The organism is Psychrobacter sp. NPDC078409 (genome assembly GCF_050268505.1).
Lineage (GTDB): Bacteria > Pseudomonadota > Gammaproteobacteria > Pseudomonadales > Moraxellaceae > Psychrobacter.
In genome coordinates, this window is sequence record NZ_JBNNGW010000006.1 from 109,074 (window position 1) to 131,261 (window position 22,188).

At 42.9% G+C, this 22,188-nt stretch carries 12 protein-coding genes; 2 read left to right on the top strand and 10 right to left on the bottom strand.

Features of this window, described 5'->3' with window-relative positions; all coding sequences use genetic code 11:
• Positions 1–386: 386 nt before the first annotated feature.
• On the top strand, positions 387–4,202 hold the full coding sequence (gene metH, locus ACQKC9_RS12335) for a methionine synthase (RefSeq protein WP_427622014.1): 3,816 nt from the start codon (positions 387–389) through the stop codon (positions 4,200–4,202).
• A 208-nt stretch (positions 4,203–4,410) separates the two neighbouring features.
• Positions 4,411–5,340 (top strand): bile acid:sodium symporter family protein, encoded by a 930-nt coding sequence (locus ACQKC9_RS12340; RefSeq protein WP_427622015.1) that lies wholly within the window; start codon positions 4,411–4,413, stop codon positions 5,338–5,340.
• 216 nt (positions 5,341–5,556) lie between these two features.
• On the opposite strand, the gene ACQKC9_RS12345 is transcribed toward ACQKC9_RS12340, so the two are convergent.
• From ACQKC9_RS12345 to ACQKC9_RS12390, 10 genes are all read right to left on the bottom strand, one after another.
• A complete protein-coding gene (locus ACQKC9_RS12345) occupies positions 5,557–7,098 on the bottom strand; it encodes a hypothetical protein (protein ID WP_427622016.1) in 1,542 nt (513 codons plus the stop codon).
• Positions 7,053–8,699, bottom strand: coding sequence for a VPA1262 family N-terminal domain-containing protein (locus tag ACQKC9_RS12350; protein WP_427622017.1), 1,647 nt, complete (start codon positions 8,697–8,699; stop codon positions 7,053–7,055). The genes ACQKC9_RS12345 and ACQKC9_RS12350 overlap by 46 nt, the downstream gene beginning before the upstream one ends.
• 61 nt (positions 8,700–8,760) lie before the next feature.
• On the bottom strand, positions 8,761–8,910 hold the full coding sequence (locus tag ACQKC9_RS12355) for a DUF2256 domain-containing protein (RefSeq protein ID WP_427622019.1): 150 nt from the start codon (positions 8,908–8,910) through the stop codon (positions 8,761–8,763).
• A gap of 45 nt (positions 8,911–8,955) precedes the next feature.
• Positions 8,956–9,117 (bottom strand): DUF2256 domain-containing protein, encoded by a 162-nt coding sequence (locus ACQKC9_RS12360; protein ID WP_075106903.1) that lies wholly within the window; start codon positions 9,115–9,117, stop codon positions 8,956–8,958.
• A gap of 80 nt (positions 9,118–9,197) precedes the next feature.
• Complete coding sequence (locus ACQKC9_RS12365) at positions 9,198–15,350, bottom strand: DNA repair ATPase (RefSeq protein ID WP_427622020.1); 6,153 nt, start codon at positions 15,348–15,350, stop codon at positions 9,198–9,200.
• Positions 15,351–15,742: 392 nt separating this feature from the next.
• Entirely contained in the window at positions 15,743–17,821 is a 2,079-nt protein-coding gene (locus ACQKC9_RS12370) for a hypothetical protein (protein WP_427612415.1), read from the bottom strand.
• A gap of 279 nt (positions 17,822–18,100) precedes the next feature.
• Complete coding sequence (locus ACQKC9_RS12375) at positions 18,101–18,757, bottom strand: hypothetical protein (RefSeq protein WP_427622021.1); 657 nt, start codon at positions 18,755–18,757, stop codon at positions 18,101–18,103.
• 142 nt (positions 18,758–18,899) lie between these two features.
• Positions 18,900–19,862, bottom strand: coding sequence for a Xaa-Pro aminopeptidase (locus ACQKC9_RS12380; protein ID WP_427622022.1), 963 nt, complete (start codon positions 19,860–19,862; stop codon positions 18,900–18,902).
• A 363-nt stretch (positions 19,863–20,225) separates the two neighbouring features.
• Positions 20,226–20,711 carry an META domain-containing protein gene (locus ACQKC9_RS12385; protein ID WP_427622023.1) on the bottom strand — a complete coding sequence of 162 codons (486 nt, stop codon included), beginning with the start codon at positions 20,709–20,711 and terminating at the stop codon, positions 20,226–20,228.
• Positions 20,712–21,056: 345 nt separating this feature from the next.
• Positions 21,057–22,163: a lipase secretion chaperone gene (locus tag ACQKC9_RS12390; protein ID WP_427622025.1), complete on the bottom strand. Its 1,107-nt coding sequence runs from the start codon at positions 22,161–22,163 to the stop codon at positions 21,057–21,059.
• Between the last annotated feature and the right edge of the window lie 25 nt (positions 22,164–22,188).

A 22,188-nucleotide genomic window follows, 5' to 3' on the forward strand; every position in this document is an offset into this window, starting at 1 on the left:
CCTTGTATTTCTGAAATTAAATTAACATGTAAGCAATCTTTATCAACCTGCCTTTGCGCAATTTTTTGTGGTATGGATGTAAATTCTGTCTGACTTCTGAGCGTTTCCGTTGGCTTTCATTTGCAAAAGAAAAGCTTTATGTAAGCCCTTAGCGAAATGATATTCATTTGTGCCTATCTGCTTTATGAAATAGACTCTGATACCTTACTTTGTTACTTAGCTCTCCTCTTATTTATCTATTGCCAAAGAGGAATATGCAGTATCCCTATGTAGCAAACTTTTCATGCTAAAATAATGCAAATTTGCGGTCCTCTTCGTGAGACTCTGCACGCTACTGGTTTGTTATTCCTTCTTTTTTTAATAATTACGATATAAGCAGCACACCTATGATTTCAACGACGACCTCACCAACCGATTCTCATACCAATACCGCCTCTAGTTCCTCATCCGCTAATGACTTTATATTAACGCCACCTGCTGTATTTCCATTTAAAGAGCAGCAGCTAACCGCACGTGCACGTATCACTGAGCAGATGGCATCACGCATTTTGATGTTAGACGGTGCGATGGGTACGCAGATTCAGACCTATAAGCTAGAAGAAGCGGATTATCGTGGTGAGCGTTTTGCTGATATTGACCAAGATGTACGCGGCAACAACGACCTGCTGGTACTGACTCAGCCACACATGATTAAAGACATTCATCACGATCATCTGCTGGCGGGCGCTGATATCATTGAAACCAATACCTTTAATGGTACGCGTCTGTCGATGGCTGACTATGATATGCAGTATCTAGTGCCAGAACTGAATAGGACGGCAGCCAAGATTGCTCGAGTAGCGGCCGATGAATTTACCGCAAAAACGCCTGAGAAACCGCGCTTCGTTGCGGGTGTCGTGGGCCCGACGTCACGTACGTGCTCGCTATCGCCTGATGTCAATGATCCTGCATTTCGTAATATTACCTTTGATGAGTTGGTACTCAACTACCGTGAAGCGACCTTGTGCCTGATAGAAGGCGGCGTCGATATTATTTTGATTGAGACGATCTTTGATACGTTAAATGCCAAGGCGGCAATATTTGCCATCACGGGTGTGTTCGACGATATTGGCTTTGAGCTGCCAATCATGATTTCGGGCACGATCACCGATGCCTCAGGTCGCACGTTATCGGGTCAAACAGCCGAGGCGTTTTATAACTCTATCCGCCATGCCAAGCCACTATCCGTTGGCTTTAACTGTGCGCTAGGTGCTGATGCGCTGCGCCCACATATTCAGACATTGTCAAACATCGCTGATACCTTTGTCTCTGCGCATCCAAATGCTGGCCTGCCCAATGAGTTTGGTGAGTATGATGAAACCGCTGAAGAAACCGCTGCCCTACTCGAAGGTTTTGCCAAAGCAGGTATCCTAAATATCGTGGGCGGCTGCTGTGGTACGACGCCTGAGCATATCCGTCAAATTGCTAAAGTCGTGGCGAATTATCCACCGCGTGTTATTCCTGAGATAGCGCCTGCCTGCCGACTATCAGGTCTAGAGCCATTTACCATCAATTCTGATAGCTTGTTCGTCAATGTTGGTGAGCGTACCAACGTCACAGGCTCTAAAAAATTCCTACGCTTGATTAAAACCGAAGCCTATACCGAAGCACTCGATGTCGCGCGTGATCAGGTCGAGGGCGGCGCGCAAATCGTCGATATCAATATGGACGAAGGCATGCTCGACTCCAAGCAGGCGATGATTCATTTTGTCAACTTGGTCTCAGGTGAGCCAGATATCAGCCGTGTGCCACTGATGATTGACTCGTCTAAATGGGACATTATCGAAGAAGGTCTTAAACGTACGCAGGGTAAATCGGTCGTCAACTCTATCTCGCTAAAAGAAGGCCATGCTGAGTTCGTTGAGCGAGCCAAATTATGTATGCGTTATGGTGCCGCGATTATCGTTATGGCATTTGATGAAGCCGGACAGGCTGACACTTACGAGCGCAAGATTGAAATATCTAAGCGCAGCTACGACGTACTGGTCAATGAGGTGGGCTTCCCATCAGAAGACATTATCTTTGACCCAAATATCTTTGCCGTTGCCACGGGTATCACCGAGCACAACAACTATGGTGCTGACTTTATCAATGCCACACGCTGGATTACGGAAAATTTACCGAACGCGATGGTCTCGGGCGGCGTATCCAATGTCTCGTTTAGTTTCCGTGGTAACCCAATCCGTGAAGCGATCAACTCTGTATTCTTATACCACGCGATCAAAAACGGTCTGACCATGGGTATCGTCAACCCAGCCATGCTTGAGCTGTACGATGATATTCCAAAGGAAGCCCGTGACGCTATCGAAGACGTCATGCTCAACCGCAATCAAGGTGAAACTGGTCAAGATGCGACTGAACGTCTAATGACGGTTGCTGAAAACTACCAAGATGGCGGCAAGAAAAAAGACAGTACTGTCGATATGAGCTGGCGCGAAGGCACGGTAGAAGAACGTATCGCCCACGCACTGGTCAAGGGCGTAACGACCTTTATCGAAGCGGATACCAAAGAAGCATGGGAGAAGTATCCTAAACCACTAGAAGTCATCGAAGGGCCACTCATGGACGGTATGAATATCGTCGGTGATCTATTCGGTGCTGGTAAGATGTTCCTACCGCAAGTCGTAAAATCTGCCCGCGTGATGAAGCAATCCGTTGCATGGCTAAACCCGTATATCGAAGCGGAAAAAGTCGAAGGCGAAGTCAAAGGTAAAATCCTAATGGCAACCGTCAAAGGCGACGTGCATGATATCGGCAAAAATATCGTCGGCGTGGTGCTTGGCTGTAACGGCTATGATATCGTCGATCTCGGTGTCATGGTGCCATGTGAAAAAATCCTCGATACTGCCATCGCAGAAAAAGTCGACATCATCGGTCTGTCTGGTCTGATTACTCCAAGTCTCGATGAGATGGTCTATGTCGCCAAGCAGATGCAAGAGCGCGGCATGACACTACCATTGATGATTGGCGGTGCAACGACGTCGAAAGCGCATACTGCCGTCAAGGTCGAGCCGCAATATCAAAATGATGGCGTCATCTATGTATCGGATGCTTCGCGCTCAGTCGGCGTGGTGACAAAACTGCTGTCGAAAGAGCACCGTCAAGCGCTCATCGATGAGACCCGTGAAGAGTATGTCAAAGTGCGTGAGCGTCTGGCTAAGCGTCAACCAAAAGCCGCCAAAGTCACCTATGCTGAATCGGTCAAGATTGGCTTTCAGTACGACTGGGAAACTTATGTACCACCAGTGCCAAATAAGCTAGGACAAGTGATATTGGATGACTATCCAATCACCAACCTACTACCTTATATTGACTGGACACCGTTCTTTATCTCTTGGGGTCTGACCGGTAAATACCCGAAAATACTGCAAGATGATGTGGTTGGTGAAGCGGCTCGCGATCTGTTTGAAAATGCAGAAGAGCTGCTACAAAAGATGATTGATGAGAAATCAATCGTAGCGAAAGGGGTGTTTAAACTGATGCCTGCTCGCCGCACTGGCGCAGACACCGTGACTGTATATGACAATGCGCCTGCTGATGGCGGCAAACCAACCTATCAGTTTGAGCATTTACGTCAGCAAAGCAACCGTTCACAAGAGGGGGCCAGTGGTAAGCCAAACTTTAGCTTGGCAGACTTTATCTCGCCATCAGAGACGCATACCGATCACTTGGGCGGTTTTACTGTCTCTATCGTCGGTACAGAAGCACTGGCTGAGCAATATAAAGCAGCGGGCGATGACTATAATGCCATCATGGTACAGGCACTGTCTGACCGCTTAGCTGAAGCATTCGCTGAGCATCTACACGAGCTTATCCGTAAAGAGTACTGGGGCTATCAGCCGACCGAATCACTTACCAATGATGAGATGATTAAAGAGAAATATGTCGGTATCCGCCCTGCGCCTGGCTACCCTGCCTGCCCTGAGCACACCGAAAAAGGTAAATTGTTTGACTGGCTCGGTACGGTAGATGCGATTGGTACGACCTTGACCGAAAGCTATGCGATGTGGCCTGCGTCATCCGTCAGCGGATTCTATTACTCGCATCCTGATAGTGAGTATTTCAATGTTGGAAAAATCAGCCGTGACCAGCTAGAGAGTTATGCGGAGCGTAAAGGTTGGGATATGAAGACTGCTGAGAAGTGGTTAAATCCGAACTTGTAGTCGATTGGCTAATGCAATTATAAAAACCTAATAGTGCTTTTCTGGCTTACTTATTTAATATAAGTAAGCCATTTTTTATGGCAGTCTATTTTGCCCACCATCAGCAAACTTATCGCTACGTCCATAGCAAAATACTTTTATCATTTACTGACAAGAACCATGCTAGATTATTGTCTACTTTATTACTTTTATTGTTGTGAGACAGGCTATGAATCAGATTGCATTACTTTCTAGTTGGATTGGCAAAACTTTTGCAATTTGGGCATTGGTCAGTGCTGTCTTGGGATTTATTTTTCCTGAATTTTTTGCATCGTTAGCTTTTTTGATCGTTCCTATACTTGGCATCATTATGTTTGGGATGGGCATGACGCTCAAAACGGAAGATTTCCTAGAGATTGTCAAACGCCCCAAGCCTGTACTGGTTGGACTATTAGCACAATTCACGCTCATGCCTCTCATTGCTTACCTATTAACCGTAATCTTTGACCTTGATCCTTTAATCGCGGTCGGTGTCATCTTGGTAGGTTGCTGCCCTGGCGGTACGTCTAGTAACGTGATTACGTTCTTAGCCAAAGGTGATGTCGCATTGAGTGTGGCGATTACCTCTATCTCTACCCTACTTGCGCCTTTTTTGACGCCTGTCCTATTAAACGTGTTTGCCGGTCAGCTGATCGATATCGACCTAGCCAGTATGATGATGACTATTACTAAAATCGTCATCTTACCTATCTTATTGGGTGTTATATTCCATAAGTTTTTGGGTAAAAAAATCGAGTTCGTCACCGAAGTACTGCCGATGGTGTCGGTATTGGGGATTTCTATTATCATCGCGGCGGTGGTTGCCGTGTCTAAAGCGACCATCTTAGATAGCGGTGCCATCGTCTTTATCGTCGTTGCTCTGCACAATATGCTGGGTTATACCTTGGGATATGTGATCGCGCGTTTGTCTGGATTTACGGAGAAGCAACGCCGCGCCATTATGGTGGAAGTGGGCATGCAAAACTCTGGTCTGGGCGCTGCCCTTGCCGCGACTTATTTTAATCCTGTCGCTGCCTTACCGAGTGCGATATTTAGTGTGTGGCATAACTTTAGTGGTGCGCTGGTTGCGAATATTTTTGCGAAGAGAGATGCGAGGTAGGGGTTTTATTGCTTGAGGATTGGTTGTAAGTGTTTCAGTGTTGGAGGAAGTAGTCGTGGCCAATTAGAGAGTCATGATGAGCATAAAGGCTGAAATACGTAGACTGGTAAGAAGATGTTGTTGAATCTAAACTTATAATATAAAACTTTGGATAATAAAGGGACTCTTTATAGCAAGAATCCCTTTATTATTTACATATAGAACTAATGGATAAATCTAACCGTCTAATGTAAAATCAAACATAAGACCTGTTCTTTTATCATTGACAAGCTGAGGTGGAACGTAATAAGAACCTACTTTCTGTAACTTTTCAACTTTCGCTTCTAGTACTAAATTTGTATGGTAGATAGGCTGTAATAAAGAAATCAGCTTATAAAATTTACTACGAAGATCTATTTCAGAATTTGTCCAATTTGAGTGAATATCAGTCAGTTCCTGATTGATTTGTGCAAGTTTGCTCTCAAGATTACTAATATTGACACACTCTAAAAAATAGCTCACCACTGCATAGTCAAATACTGAATAACAAAGGTTATTCATATAATCGGTCCCATCATAGTTAGATAAACCATGTTCAATATATTTAGAATATACGATATGCCATAATATCTTTCTTTTCTCTAAACTTGCTAATGAGTCGAACCTTTCAAATACCTCTGTAAGTATCCTTCTATCATCACTATAGTTATAACTGAGGGTTTGTCCAAATCTACTATTACCTAGTGAATTCAGGTAAATATTTATATCTTCCTCACTCGCATGTTTAGCTATAAATATGCCAAAAGCTCCAGAGAAGAAATAGAATCTAACTAGATACCTATTAAGAATTTCAAACCAAATTTTCGCGAGCTCTTTATTCTTACAAATATTTGCGAAAATTCCCGCTAGAACTACTTCTTGTTCGTTAGATAGATTAATATGATTTTTTAGCTCTAAGTCAAATAAAAGAGCAAATTTAAGTAAGTCATTATTCGTTTTTGAAGCAAGTAGAAATCTACTATCAAGTAAATATAGTTCATTATTAACTAGTGACATCATTGAAAAATAGTCTTCATAGCGCTCTAAAGATCGTGTTAGCTTATCTAAGCAAAGTTCATTTAATAACAAAAAACACTGTGATTGGAAAATATTTGGAAATGCAAATATTTTAGAATTTCTAAAAATACTCCAGTTATTAGCTATTCCCAACCAGTCTCGATTTTTTATGAAGATATCTATTTTTTGAATAGCTTCTTTCTCCCATATTAACGAACTTTCATAACATTTTACATTTGACTTAAATTTAATAACCCTTAATGAAAGTTCGTTTTCAATTTCTATGTTATTAATTTTATCTTTAAGATAAAACCATATATTAATATTAAATAAATTTATAACTAAAAAGCATAATGATATTATTTTTAAATTAGGATCCGAATCTAATTTCCAATTATTGATCTTATCAATAATCCATTTGCATAGTCCTTTCAATTCAAAAAATTCAGAATCAGTTAAGCTATTTCTTAATCCTTCATTTATTTTACAATAAAAAAATTCTAGCCATATAAAATCCTTTTTTAGTTCTAAATATATTGATTCTACTTCATCATTATTAAGATTAAATGGAATATTTATATCAAGCGAGGTTATTTCTTTGAGAGCACGTTTAGGCTCTATAGTTGGAGAATTTTCAATATTTTTAAATAGCTGGATCCAAAATTTTTTATTGTTATTTATGACTTCCAAATTAAACACTCCCCGATGTTCAACTCCTGCCATAGCTCATCAAAGGCATTAGCTATGAGTTGGGCATGAGATACCTTTTGAAAAATATGATGGCTTTGTCCTAAACTATTAACTGACGTGCCAAGAGACCAAGCTATTGCACCTTGATCTGTAAATGGAAAAATAATAAATCGATCATGGAATGACCAACCATTATTCCCATATTTAGCTCTAAACTCTAAATTTAAACCATTTTTATTGCCTGAGTTTTCTTCTAAATCAATTCCGAATTTATCGAATAATTTCTTTTTACTATTTCTTTCTTTTTTTAAAAATTTATCAATCCACTTATTTGGTAAGAACGAGCATAAATTCTGTCCACCATCAGGTTCATGATGATTCAAAATCGTTATAGCTTTTAACTCTGAATTTGCGTGTTTACAGAAAAACAATGTATTTAAAATATCACTAGCTGATAGGTAAGGATCCCATAACCATATTCCTTTCTGTCCATATTCATTAATCAGGTAACGCAAGTCGACTAATGCTCTAATTTCATCGCCTTTGTGGTATTGAATAAACTCCTTCCTTTTAAGTAAGTCGTCTCGCTCTTTTTCAAATACTCTAGAGCTTTGAAAATTATTAATAGACTCAGCAACGTCGCTTCTTGATCCTACATCATTATTTGAAGATATTTGCACGTTGATTCTTTGTTGTTTTATAGCTCCTGTCAGGGTCTTAAAAATCCTAGGTTCGCTTTCCGACATTCCAAAATTCATGTTTATACGTGAAATAAACCCTGTGAGACTTGACGCTGAAAGTAATATTTCATTTGCTTTATCCCATATAAAATATCTGTGATTAAAACCTTCATGCTTCATTTTTATAGGATATTTTCCTTCGTTAATATTAATCGAATAAAATTCAGGATATATACTGTCATTTTCAGCTATTAGGTATAATTGCAAATCTCGTTTAGTTTTTTTTGCTTTCTTATTCCAATAAATTTCACAATATAAATCTAAGCCTAATTTTTGATGACTTATTTTAGAATGGATAATTGAAATAGGTAATTGTAATATCAAATTACCAAGTTTATCAGATAGACTACCAATCCCTAATGGTAGATAACAACTTATTTTAGATGATAACTCTTGTAGCAATATAGGTTTTTCAAATAAAAATTTAAGGTGAGATTTTTCCACATCAAACCATTCATATACATAACTGCCACTAAAGTAGTTATTTTTAAGGATATTATTTAATGGTACATTTAAAGTAGAGTCTGAAGGAACAAATTTTCTTCCAACTTCTTCGATATTACCTATAACTAAATCCTTCCCACTAACACTCCATGACCCTGTTTCTTTTAACGTAATCACACCTTCATAAAACATCTCAAAATTTATATATTGGCGTTGTATACCAAAAAAAACTGAACTATTACTTTTTAATTCTATTCTCTTTTCAGTCAAAATTTCTGGTTTTTTGTTTATATCTATATCGTACTCCACGGCAACTACTACTGTTAAAACGTTGAAAGCAATATTTTTTTCTTTATTAAAGCCAAATATAGTTATAACTTCTAAACCTTTATAAAAACCAATTACCCCTTCCTCACAAATTTTCTTTATATCTTCATGTATAGCATGCATATCTGACCCTCAAATCTCTTGTGATATAGCTTACTGACTGCATCCTAAAATTATTATAAGGCTAGTTAGAATCACTACCTTTCCCCCGCCGACACTTCTCAGAACAATAAATCACTTGCTCCCAATCTTTCTCCCACTTCTTACGCCACGTAAACGGACGCTGGCAGACGGGACAGGTTTTTTGCGGTAGGTTTACTTTTTTATGTGCCATTGTTTGCTCTCATCTACTTTTGACTATTTGCGTTGTGGTGAAATCTTACTTCTGATGCTCTACGCCCTCATACTTCTTAATTCGGCGACACTGGTCTGAGCAATAAACCATGCTCTCCCAGTTTTTATCCAGCTTTTTAGTCCAGCTAAACTCACGCTCGCAGACGGGGCAGAGTTTTTTGCGGACGTTCTTCTTTTTGTGCGCCATACATTTCTCATTGGTTTGTTTACGACATCGGTCGCGTGTCACTATAGCCTACTACGTATCATTGCTATTAGTCACAGTGACTAGTCATAATCGTCAAATATTTTATTGAGGCGATTGAGACTGTTGACGATTAGCTTGCCAGATTGATCAGTACTACTATCAATCGCTAACTTCTCATCCATGCGCATCGTCAGTGGTGCTAGTGCTTGCTTGAGGGCGTTCGCCATTAGTGTGGTCTGCTCATGTATGTCAGGCGCATCATTCTCTACGGTTTTACTATCATCGTTCTTAATCAGGCTTTCGGCTAAGCTACGAGACAAACTATCCGCCATATTGTGTGCCAGCTGCTCCACGGCATCGACCAGCTGCACCATCAGTGCTTTTTGCACGTCTTGGTTTTGCTTAAGGTACTCGCCCTCGGCTTTGTGGTCATGCTTATATATTTGTAGCAATTGGCTCACGCTTTTCTCAAAGCCATTATCGATGCTATCGCTGACGACTTTGGCATTATTGATTACGCTATCGGCGAGGATTTTTTGTGAGGCTAGCTGCGCTTCAATCTGAGTCTCTAACTGAGCTTGGCGCTCTGCTTCTCGCAAGCGGGCGATTTGCTCTGGATCGTTTTTGGTTAAGTACGTCTCAAACTGACGACTGATGGCATTGAAGCCACTCGCCAAGTCGACCAACTGCGCGACGATGCGCGCGCCCGTATCGCCATCCTCGCCGCCCATGGCTTTGTTGCGTAAGAAGTCGGCTTTGATTTGCGCCCAACGTTCTTTTTCTGCATCGGTTAAAGTGCCGCGCATCTCGCCAAGCTTGAGCAAGTTGCTTTCTGCGCCTTGGGTCAATAGCTGCGACTCGCCCAGATAGTGATCGTCTATCAGCTGGTTTAGCTCACTCTCATTCATGACCGCCGACAGCTTTTCGGTCATCTTATTCATATTACGATAACTGCCTTGTAGCTTAAATATCGGCTCAACGCGATACTTATCATCTTGCGAGGCGGAGGCGATATAGGCTTGGTTGACGTCCAAAATGACTGCTTGCACGGCAAACATATGACGCAAGATCGCGACAATCTCATTAATCTCTGAGGTGCTATATGGATAGGTCAGATCGCTGCTTTGCGCTTGCGCAAGGTTGGCATTATCCGTTTTTGCCATTTTGATCAAGCGATGCACATCGCTTAAATCGCGATTTGCCAGTGGTGCGAGGACACTATTAGAAGTCAGGGAGTTTTCGATATAACTGAGCGCAAAGATATCTTCCATACCGCTCATAATATCGCCTAAGTTGTAGATATCGGCACGGTTGGCGAGCATGTCAGGCACTTTAAAGGCTTCGCCGCTTTCTGTGTACGGGTTACCCGCCATGACCACGCAGAACTTTTTGCCGCGCATGTCATAGGTTTTGGTCTTACCTTGCCAGACGCCATCAATACGGCGCGTGCCATCGCCGAGTGAGATGAATTTCTGCAAAAATTCCGCGTGCGTATGTTGAATATCATCAAGATATAGCATGACGTTATTACCCATCTCGAAGGCTAAATTTATTTTATTCAGCTCTTCTCTTGCTGTGGCATTGGGGGCTTTTTCTGGATCTAATGAGGTGACGTCATGACCGAGTGACGGACAGTTAATCTTCATAAAGATCAGGCCGAGGCGATTGGCCACATACTCCATCAAGGTGGTTTTACCATACCCTGGTGGCGATATCATCATGAGAATACCCATCAAATCCGTCCGCTTATCCTCGCCGACTGTGCCCATCTGTTTGGCAAGGTTATCACCAATGAGCGGCAGATAGCTCTCATTAATCAGACGGTTACGCACGAATGAGGACAAGGGACGCGGCATAAATTCGTCCAGTCGCAAGGTTTCTTTTGACTCGTGTAATATCTCTGAGCGCATGGCCAGATAGCGTCTATAGGCAGGGATCACTTGGGTATCATGATGATGCAAACGATTCAAAAAATCATCAACGGCAAAGGTTAAGCTCTGCTGATGAATACGCGAATGCTCACCTAATAAACCGTTAACTTGTATTTCAAGCGACACCTTGCCTGTGTGACGCGCAAAGCTTTGCACTTGATTGAGCGGATTGTTGATACTGGTCAGTGACGTTGATGATGACATTGAAGGTGAGGAGAACGACAAAGTGGAGGTGGCATCAGTTGTACCTTTATTCGCGCCGCCTTTATCAAAACTCGCACCTGAGTCAATCAGGCGTTGTACCAAGGCTTCACGCTGCACATCGTTTAGTTGAGTAATTAAAACAGCAATCGCTTCGGGCACATAATGACGACCACTCTCTAGTTGCTGCTGGCGTAGTGCCTCTTTTTCTTGACGTTCAGCCAACTGCGCTTCACTCAGCGCCTCGCCTGCCTCATCCGTGCCATCATCTGCTGCGTTAGCCGACTCACTATTACCGTAAGTCTTATCAAGCAGTGCATGAAACCATGTGGCTAATAGCTCATAGGCTGATTTGGGTTGGAAACCGAGCTTACCGATTGAGGACTGTAGCTGCGCAAAACTGGCATTACTTTGCGTACTGACGGGCGAGCGACTCAGCGTTTTGCTTAGCTGCTCGCATAATTGCTCGGCTTGCTTGCTGGTTTGCCAGTTTATTGTGTTATATGCGACAGCATTTGGCTCTGCTGATTGCCCCATGACGCTGACTAAGTATTCGCAGGCAAGCTGTACATAGCTGAGTTTAAAGATATTGGTGTTATGAACATCGCTAGTAGTTGAATCTGGCTCTGACTCCAATACAGCGTCTGACGGCTGCTTAGTACCATTATTATTGCCCATACGTTCGTCACGATAGGCCGCGACAAAACGGTGCATCACTTGGCTCATGTCCTCGACCAGTAAGGATTTGGCAGTGTCACTGCCGAGGGCACGGCGTAGCTGCTCGGCGGTAGCGGCTCTATCTGTCCAGTTGCTCGCGCGGGTCAGTACTGATTCATTCAACCAATTGTCATAGCCAAATTGACGCAGGCTATCTAAACCCAGCGCTTGTACGATATTTAACTGCCAATAGAACAGTTGTGCTAATGCACGTACTTGCGGGGTATAAATCAGTAGCCCGGCCTCACGTAACGTCGGCAGTATTTGCATCAATAGTAGCGTGGCATCATGGTCATGAATGCCCTTGTCATAGCCAAGCTGATAACGCGGGGTCGCGTAGGCTTTGACCAATTTTGCCAACGGACTGTCATTATCGATATCACCGTTGATATCTAACGTGATGACGGTTTCGTCGTATGCTTGGTAGAGGCGGGTCTCTGTCAGACCGTCTTGACTGTTTTTGGCGCTCTCGATAATGCTATAGGCCAAGTACTCGGCGCGGTATACCTTGTTGGACTCGGAGGCAATATTCATCTCCCAATACGGACGCAAGGCATTTAATTCAGCGTTGTTAAGCGCTTCATAATAGTCGGTACCCGTCAGATGCAAATTGAGCACACGCTTGCCATCCGACTGCTGGCGACTAAGCAAGGTTAAATCCAATGGCTGCGTATTGACTGAAAAGCGGTGCTTGCCCAGCTTGATGATCTGACCGCCATCTTCAAACAAGTCGGATTTGTCTTTTAGGCTTTTATAACTCTCGATTTGAATGGCTTTTAGGCGCGCATCAATGTCATCAGCTTTGACGCTAAAGCCCATTGCTTGTAGCTCTTTTGCGATGTTGCGGACTTTTTGCACTAGACCATCGGCGGCAAAGTACGTATTAAGCGCTTCTTCTTCGGTAAAGCCCGTGACGCCTGTGCTTTGCGTGCGCTTCTTGATACTCTCAAGCATCCGCAGCGCCCCATCGCCTAGGTTTTGCGCTTTGCGATTGCGGGCATCGAGCAGTTGCTGCTTATGATTTTCAAAGGTTTCGTAAATCTCTTCACGCTTGCTGATGATGTCGGCTAAGAACTGATCACCACTATTGGTCTCTGGATCGGCGAACTGGCTTTCTAATTCCTCTAACTGTACGAGTAGCTTTGCCATTTGCTCATCTGATTTTTCAGGGGTATTGGCAATCGATAAAGCATTGGCAATCGATTGACCAAATAGCTTAAACTGCGCGCCAAATTGCGCGACCGCTTCTGCCGATCCTAAGTTTTTGCGTTTATGATTGAGCTTGGCTTTGCTCTGGTTGAGGCTAGCATAAATAGTCGAGATGTCATCGATGATTTGCGTACGTACCGTGGCATCGGCAACGTCCAACGTACCGAGCAGCTCGGTCAACAAGTCTAACCCTTGCGCCGTGTCATCAATTTTATCTAACACTGGCTTTAGTTCAGCATTGGTCTCCGCCGTGTTTAAGCGCTCACTGACATCGACCAATATTCCTTCGTAGCTTGATAGCGCTTTATCACCACTTAAAAACAGTACGGTTTTTTCCGCAAGCTCGCTTTCTGCTTCTTCTAGCTGCTTTTGCAACACTTTTAATTTATCACTGTCTAAATAACGCAAATCTTCTAAGCTGACCAAGCGACCTTTTTGTCGTCTTAATGCCGACAGCTGGTCGACATAATCACTGGCAGACTCAAACGTTGTGACGCGTATCTGCCGCAAAATCTCATTTTGCTGAGATTCGGCATCCGCGAGCGCGGTTTGCGTTTGCTTTTGGATACTTTGAACTTTGGCAAATTCATCAATGACCAGCTCAGCGGTCGCTGTCACTTCTTTAATACTACTGGCGACATCGGTCAGCTCAGGCTCAGACAGCCAGTAGTAACTATCAAACAATCTACTGGTATTGTCCGACAACTCTTCATAGAGCTTTTGCGACACGCTCTGGTTGTCAATAAGACGAGTAATGCTATAAAGATCAGAGATGCCGCGCACCAGCTCTTTATTACCAATTTTGCCATAGAAACTGGTACTCTCAGGCAATTCGCTCACATACTCAGGCGAGGCGTAAGGGGTGTGCCATATCTGCATCGGGTGAATGCGCGACGGCTCACTTTGGTCACTGAACAGTACCAAGCGACCGTTGTCTGCCAACGCCATACCATTACAGTAAATCGGATTCGCCAGTTGTTTTTTGATCAGGTTATAAGGAAACAGCCCCGTGATACCCAGCTCTCTGTCATAAAATAAAAATAAAACATCTTCGCCATTGGTCGAGATAATCTTGCGCTTAAACTTTAAGTTCTTGGCACCGACACTATTGGCATCGAACAGCTTATACTCGCCCGTTTGTAGATAATAACCACCCGGAAATATAATGCCGTGATCTTCGGGCAACTGCACACAGGACTGACCAATCGCATCCAAACGCAGCACCGCTTCAGTCAACGTGTTATAAACGAAATAACGATAACTGTCCTCGCGGTACGGTAATATTTTGAGGAGGATTAAGCTGCCGACTTTGGCATAAGCAATTTCAGCATCGGTCAGCGATTGGGTACGATCATTGACAGGCTCGCTATAGATGCCATTCCCTGATTGGGTGTTGTCCTCAATTTTAATGGTCAGATCTCCGCCGACCGTTTCCACAAATATCGTGTCTAAGATATTCATATGGGGATATTTACCATTCACCATTTGATCGCGTGTGGTCTCAATCCAGTCAAAATCATAAGCAGGCGGCAATTCAATGTCACGCTCGCCTCGATTGTCCACATAAGCGACTTGCGCCGACTCTGGTGTGCCTTGGCTAAAATCTAACGCGAAACGGAACACTCGAATATCAGTGATGCGCTCACCAATCTGAAACGCCAATAGCAGTTTGCTGTCTTTCACCGTTATTTGAATCAGGCGCGTTTGCTTGTAATATCGATACAACTCATTGAAATCTTGAACAAAGGCATCTTGATCTAAAAACGTTCCTTTTAAATCGACCTCTTCGAGCTGATACTCTTCTTCATTACCAGCTGGCTCGTTCAGACGATATAACGACAATACATCCTTGATATTGCTCGCGCGTTTGAGCCCCATAAAAACGTTGTAGCCAAACAGCAAATAATCGCCGACCTGCACCATGTCTTGTGCCACACAGTTGTACTCGGTACGAATACGGGTACGGGCGATGACTTGCATTTGGGTGCTACCAAACTCTTCGAGACGCGCATTATTGAGCGTCTGCGTCTGCTGCTCTAAACGACCGCCTTGTTCCGTCAGACGTTTTTTGATGAGCTCATAAGCATTGCCTGAAGCAACTGCCTGATCGGTTTGGTTGGCTTGATTAGCGTTATCGTTGCTGTCTGGATTTGTTGAGTTTTGCGTGTCCGCCATCGTTGCTCGTCCGTTTCTGTTTTTACGTAATATAGTCAATCCTTTATAAAAGAGCTACAGCGTTAACCTCGCTTGAAGTATCACAGTTACATCTGCACTCGGTTGCCTTGTATCTCTTTTAAACTGAATCCACTATAAGAGAATTTTGGGCAATAAAGAATCATTGAAAGTAAAGAAGCACTTGGCTAATTTAAAAAAACGAGTGGTCACTGCTATTTTTTTAGATTAGCCAACTCATCATGATTCGTCGTTCTGAATCACCCTGAGTTAGCCAAAAAAATCTGCCGCCTAAACGACAGATTTTTTATTTCAGAGAATATTACTTATTCATACTGTTAGATAAAAACTTGCTCACTAATATTTGCTCATTAAGACTATGCATTTAGACCCTATTAATAAGTCGTTTTATCATCATTTTGCTTGGTTGCTTTCATAGCTTGACTGGCCATTACGCCATTGATAATACCACTCAACGTATCTGACTTGCCCGCTAGGCCATCGATGGCTTTGCCGATAGATAGTGACTTAGCAAAGTTATCAAAGAAATGCGCTTCGCCGCCAACAATATCGATTTTGGCTTTTTGTAGTGCTACTGCCAATACTTCAGCGTTTTCTTTCGCAATCTCTTTACCTGCGTCGATCGATGCCAGTGCTTCTTGCAAGGCTGTCTCAAGACTCATGCGGAACTCTTCGTGCTCACGTGCTTCTTTATTCATGCTACCCATTGCATTGAATTTCTCGACCAGACCATCTGCTTCGGCTTGGAAATGTGCGCGAGTGACTTCGGCTTTTGCCAGTCCAACTTCGCGTTCTGCTTTGGCATTAGACTCACCGCGAGCTGCGATGATTTCAGCATCTGCCATACCTTTTTCACGTTCAGCCTTGGCAGTAGATTGACCACGAGCAGCAATAATCTCTGCATCGACCATACCGATGTCACGCTCAGCTTTTGCCTTAGATTCACCGCGAGCCGCGATAACCTCAGCATCTGCCATACCTTTTTCACGCTCTGACTGAGCTTCAGCTTGTCCAGTCGCTTTAATAATATTGGCTCTAGCAATGCCTTCTTTTTCCATAGAGACCGACTTGGCTTCTTGAATAGCAGCTTCAGCAAAGCCATGTGCAGACTCTTCGGCTTTAATACCTTCAGCCATTCTGATTTTGGCTTCTGACTCTTTGGCAGAGGCTTCAAGGTTAGCCGTAGCAAGCGTAGTGATTTCAACGGCTTTATGCTTGGCTGACAGCTCTTCGGCTTCGGCTTTTTTCACCTGACGTACTTTGATTTCTTCAGCATCCGCTTCTGCTGCTAGCACGCGTGTTTGCTTAGAGCGCTCAGCCTCACTAACTTCGCGAACTTCTTTGATACGCTCTTCTTCTTGCGCCACTGTTTTGTCGACCGCAATACGCTCGCGGATAACATTGGCGATTTCTTTTTTCTCAAGTTCAATCGCACGTTCAGCCTCGATGCGTTGCAAGTCAACTTCACGCTCACGAGAGACGATTTCTAAGTCACGGGCACGCGTAACCTTCTCTTCTTCGATGACAACTGCACGCAGACGATTTTGACCTGCTACTTCAATTTCACGTTGCTGATTCTCTCGCTGAATCGCTAAGTCCTGCTCAACCATGATGACGGCTGTTTCTGACTTCTTACGCTCTTCTTCTTCAATCTTACGAGTTTCAGCCGTTTCACGGGCAATCACTGACGATATTTCACGTTTTTGCTTAGCTTCAGCATCGGCTTGTTGACGCTCAAGCTCTAGCATCGCCTCTCTGGTTTCAACGTTCTTTTTCTTAACCGCTAGCTCTTCATCACGCTCAAGCTCATTGGTAATAACGTTTTGAAAAGCCGTTAGTTGAGTAATCTTTTTGATACCTTCAGCATCTAGGATATTACTTGAGTCCAACGACACTTTCGGTGTTTGCTCTAGATAATCGATTGCGACATCTTCTAAGACATAGCCGTTTAGATCGTTACCGATTTCTTGAACGATACTGTCACGAAACTCGCTGCGGTTTTCAAACAATTTAACGAAATCTATTTGCTTACCAACTGTTTTTAGCGCTTCTGAAAACTTGGCATTAAACAGCTCATTAACAGCGACTTTATCTGAAGCTCTCTCAACCCCAACCGATTTGGCAACTTTTAATACATCTTCTTCGGTTTCATTGACACGTAGATAAAATGCAACTGTGATATCAGCACGCATGTTATCGGCGCAAATCAGTCCTTCTTTACCGCGTCTATCAACTTCTAACGTGATGAGCGAGATTCTCATCAGCTCTTTTTTATTAATAACTGGCCAAACAAAGCCACCATCAAAACGTACGGCTATTTTGCTCACACCGTTGATAATTAGTGCTTTGCCCTGCTCAACCTTGAAGTAAAAGGCTTTGAGCATCAACAGTGCTGCCATAATGAAAACAAACGCCAGCACCACAACCACGCCGACGATAATGAGTATGTCCATGTTTATTCCTTTAATTGAAACATTCTATAGTCAGTTCTATATCCTTCAGATGTTCGGTCCGGCTTGCTCAACTACTCTATGTAGCAGTCTCACTTGCCTTTCTCATACCTGAACTAGTTGAACCAACAATAACTAAATTTAAAACCGTTCGTATGATGTAAAAAATAGAAGTTTTTTAGCTCAGTGGCTGTTTATTATTTATCAAGGCTTATCTTATTTTCGAGTTTACTCTATGCTAAAAGCGATGATAGAAAGTCGTATCGACTAAACGATTTATAATTATTTATCTTCAACAGGAGCGACTTGATAGGTATTTGTTTCTTCTAAATACGCGACCAACATCACTCTATCGCCCTTTTTCAGTAAGCTAGTACTGTTGTCTGAACGAACCTTGAGTATCAAACCTGCACCGCCATCATTCAATTCTGCCTCACCGTGCTTGTCCGTCACACTAAGTGTGCGCACAATCGCGATTTTGCCTACATTATTAGCAGAATTACGTTTGGGGATTCTGGCAATGTTTCTGCGGATGGGTGAAATGATCATGCCTGTTAGCCACATAGAAACGACCAATACAAATATTAGTGCCCCTGTGCCAAATACGTAATACAGAACACCAGAGTCAAAATTTTGATGTAAGAAACTGGTATACAAATAGCTCAATAACCAACCGATTAAACTAACTAAGCTTAATATAATGACTAGAGGCACACCGTAGAGGCCAAACTTCAGCATGAGGCCTGTAAAAAAACCGGTCGATGATAAATCAGAGACAGCAGCATCACTACCTGTCTCTACAGCATCCACGCTGTCCATATCTGCCATGCCGAGTAAAGATACTACCCAATATAGAGTAACGAACATCACAAGACCGGTGAAAACAATCGTTGGATATAAACTTATTTTAGTGATAAACACGAAAAAAGCCTCTTGCATTACGCGGGTTCTCCCTTTGTGAACCTAATCTTCTATTTGTAATAACCTACTACAAAAGCTAAGGCTCTTCACTTAATATTTATAAACTTATGTTGTTTTACAAATGAGTTTATATACATATCACGGCATAAGACATACTTCTCTAACGACCCCATATCGGTGAGCGTACGACTCCACCATTTTGACCGCTAATGGCATAGCTGATATTGCCTGACAGCGAATGGATTACTAGACTACCACTACTTTGCCCTGCTACTTGCCCGCCCACACTCAAGCGGCGAGTTGGATAGATGGCATAACTGCCAGAGGGAGATAGACGTGCGGGCTCATCAAGCCCTGTTTCTGCCAAGTTGACCACTTGCCCAGTCGTCAAGGTCATGACAGCCGCCTTGCGACCATTTAAGTAGGCCATACGCTGACCATCTAAGCTAAGCTGAGGACTAGCCACATACCCATTTGTTGATACAGGTGTCGCATTGCCCGTAGCGAAGTCATAACGATAAATTCGCGGTCGTCCAGCACGGACTTTATCACTGGTATAGACAAAGCTCTTGCCATCAGCAGCATAACTTGGCTGTACCTCTGTACTCGGCAGGGTCGTTAACTGCTGGGTATTGCCATCACTCAGACGCATTTTATAGATATCAGCATTACCACCGACAGTAGAGCTATAAAGCAAATCTTGACCATCAGGTGAAAATGACGCTGACATATTGCTGCCTTCAGCATTTACCACTAGGTTGCGCGTATTGCTGCTACGATCATAAATATAAATTTTGGGATGCTCACGCGGGGCTTGTTTGCTATAGGCAAGCAGCTGTCCGTCTGTCGACCATGCTGGCGCATAGATATAGCCATTAAGCTGATCGATGAGCTGACGATCGCTACCGTCAGGACGAATACTATAGAGTGTCGATACTTTCGCCGTACCTACGCCCTGCTCTTCTATATAGGCAATATATCCTTGGCGATCAATCACTGGCATACGTGCAGTCAGCGGACTGGTCTCAACTGTACTGATTGGCTTTTTTACTGAGGTATTAGGTAATGTCTGGCAGCCGGTAAGCACAGCAAATACGCCGATGGCAATAGGTGCTTTTATCATTAGCCTATCTATGCTTGATTTAGATAGACTCCCTTTACATATGGTTGTTTTATTCGTGGCAGTTTTCAGCATAGCGTCACATCCAACAGAGCTTGATGATAAAAGTCTTATAAATATCTAAAAAAGCGATCGTTATCGACATAAATTCAGAGCCATCACCATCAATTTAAAAAATCAAAGATATTACAGAAACATTACTCTAGTGTAACCTAAACTGGACTAAATTTTGGATAAAAAAATGCCCCACTTGATAGCGAGGCATTTTGCGTTTTAAGAAGAGTAGCTTTAAATGAGTAACTTCAGCCAAGTAACTCTAATTGCTTAAGTTCACGAACCAGTCAAACTGTTTACTCAATCATTAAGCTACTTCGTAACGGCCTTAAAATAAGCGACTTGATCATTATTTTTAATGGTCAAGATAGGCACATTGTTGGCATTCTTACTAAGGCTATATTTACCTTTTACAGTAGCTAATGCAGCAGTGTCAAAGCTAGCTTGCGGTTCAGGACATGCCATCATAGTACTGATGCCGTTTTTAATCTCGACTTCACCATTTGCAACGCTATATCCAGCACCCATGTTATTACAGGTATTCATAAATGCCATGTAATCTCTACCGTTATCATTCATGAAATTTAACGTTAACGGCTTAGCTGGGTCAAAGAACAGCTGCGTTATTTTATCGCCATTGCTGCGTTTGGCATCAACGAGTTGCCAGTTATGCGCTTGCAAGACATCTGCAGTGATTGGTTGGTTAACTGGTGCAGGCAAATTCGTCGTCTGGCAACCCGCAGCAAGTGTACCAACTGCCAATGTCGCGGCCATCATTACTTTAGTCATGTTCTTCATTTCAACTCCTCGCTTTATTACACCCGATACTTTTACTAGATATCCTATCTGCATGAGTGATCAGCGCTAATAGACAGGCGGTAAGCGCTAATAAACATAGTAAAAGCTCAGATTTATTATGATTCATTTATTGTTTTATTTAATGCTCTAAACAATGGCAATATTGTGCATGACTCACAGGGAGGTGTCATCATAAACTGGGTAGTTATTCGGAATGCATTTTGTACTACTTTGCAAATATATAGCTACTTGCTCTTGCCAGTAGCTAAGTGAGCTGCTAACTATATCCATCCGGATCAACGATGGTTATTGACGGTAGCTAGTGACAGTAATTATTGACGGTCATTAGGGATTATTCACAGCTTGCTGACGTTGCAATGCTGCATAACCATCCAGACGCTTACGCTCAGTGTCATTAAATAGTTGCTGTTCAAGCTGATTTATCTGAATTTGCGCTTGGGCGGCATCGACACCTTGACTTAATAAGCGATTTTTTTGAGTTTCATAATGGGTGAAGCGTTGATCAAAATTGGTGTCTTCTTGATCTACTTGTGCCAGCCTTTCTGCTGCCGGCGCGCCTACTAACTCTCGGCGCATATTATATAACTCCTCGGCCGTTGCACCGCGAGCTTTCATCTGTTCAGTACGAGTCATCAATTCGCTAATATTGGCTTGTTGCATGATATTGCTTTTAGTAGCATTCTCTGGCAATCGACTGATATAGTCCTGACGGGCAGCTTGTTTCTGTGCATCAGACATCTGCTTATTTTGGTCAATTCTGACCATCTCTACACTATAATTATCGTAATCATCCTCTGCGCCAAAAAATGCTGTGATGGTTGGCTTATCAAAATGCTGCTGACGTAAATTAGCGATGTCTTTTTTTTGCTGGGTAACTGCATTCAAGTCCAGCTCACCACTTTTTGTTGCCTGTAATTGCAGATTACCATAGCGCTTTTCTATCTCAGGAAGTGCTTTAAGATAAGCAACATATTGATTAAAGATAGTGACCGCTTGGCTAGCGGCAGGCTCTGGTGTGTGATGGCGAATATAACTTTCCACACGGGCAAATATAACCGCTTCCTCTTCCTCACCTAGGGCTGATAGAAAATAATCAAACAAACGCCGCAGACCTTCAGTGACGACCAACTGTTTATTTTCATCGATGATGATTTCACCATCAATTTGGGTGCCCTTTAATGAGCGTGGTAAATTTTCTAATCCTGTGACAAATTGAGACTGGCTGGGTGTCGTTGTCGCTTTCACGACTTGTCCCGCAGCCAGCTCAGTTGTCACTGACTCGCTAGTCTCATTATCGGAGACGGACGATTTGATTGAAGTTGAACTTACATCGTTACTAGGCTTGAACCACAAAATAACCGCCGCTGTGGCAAGGATAACCACGGCGATGATAGCAATTGTTGCATAGGCTGGACGGCGGTTATTTGACATAAACGATATTTCTCAATCAATGAAC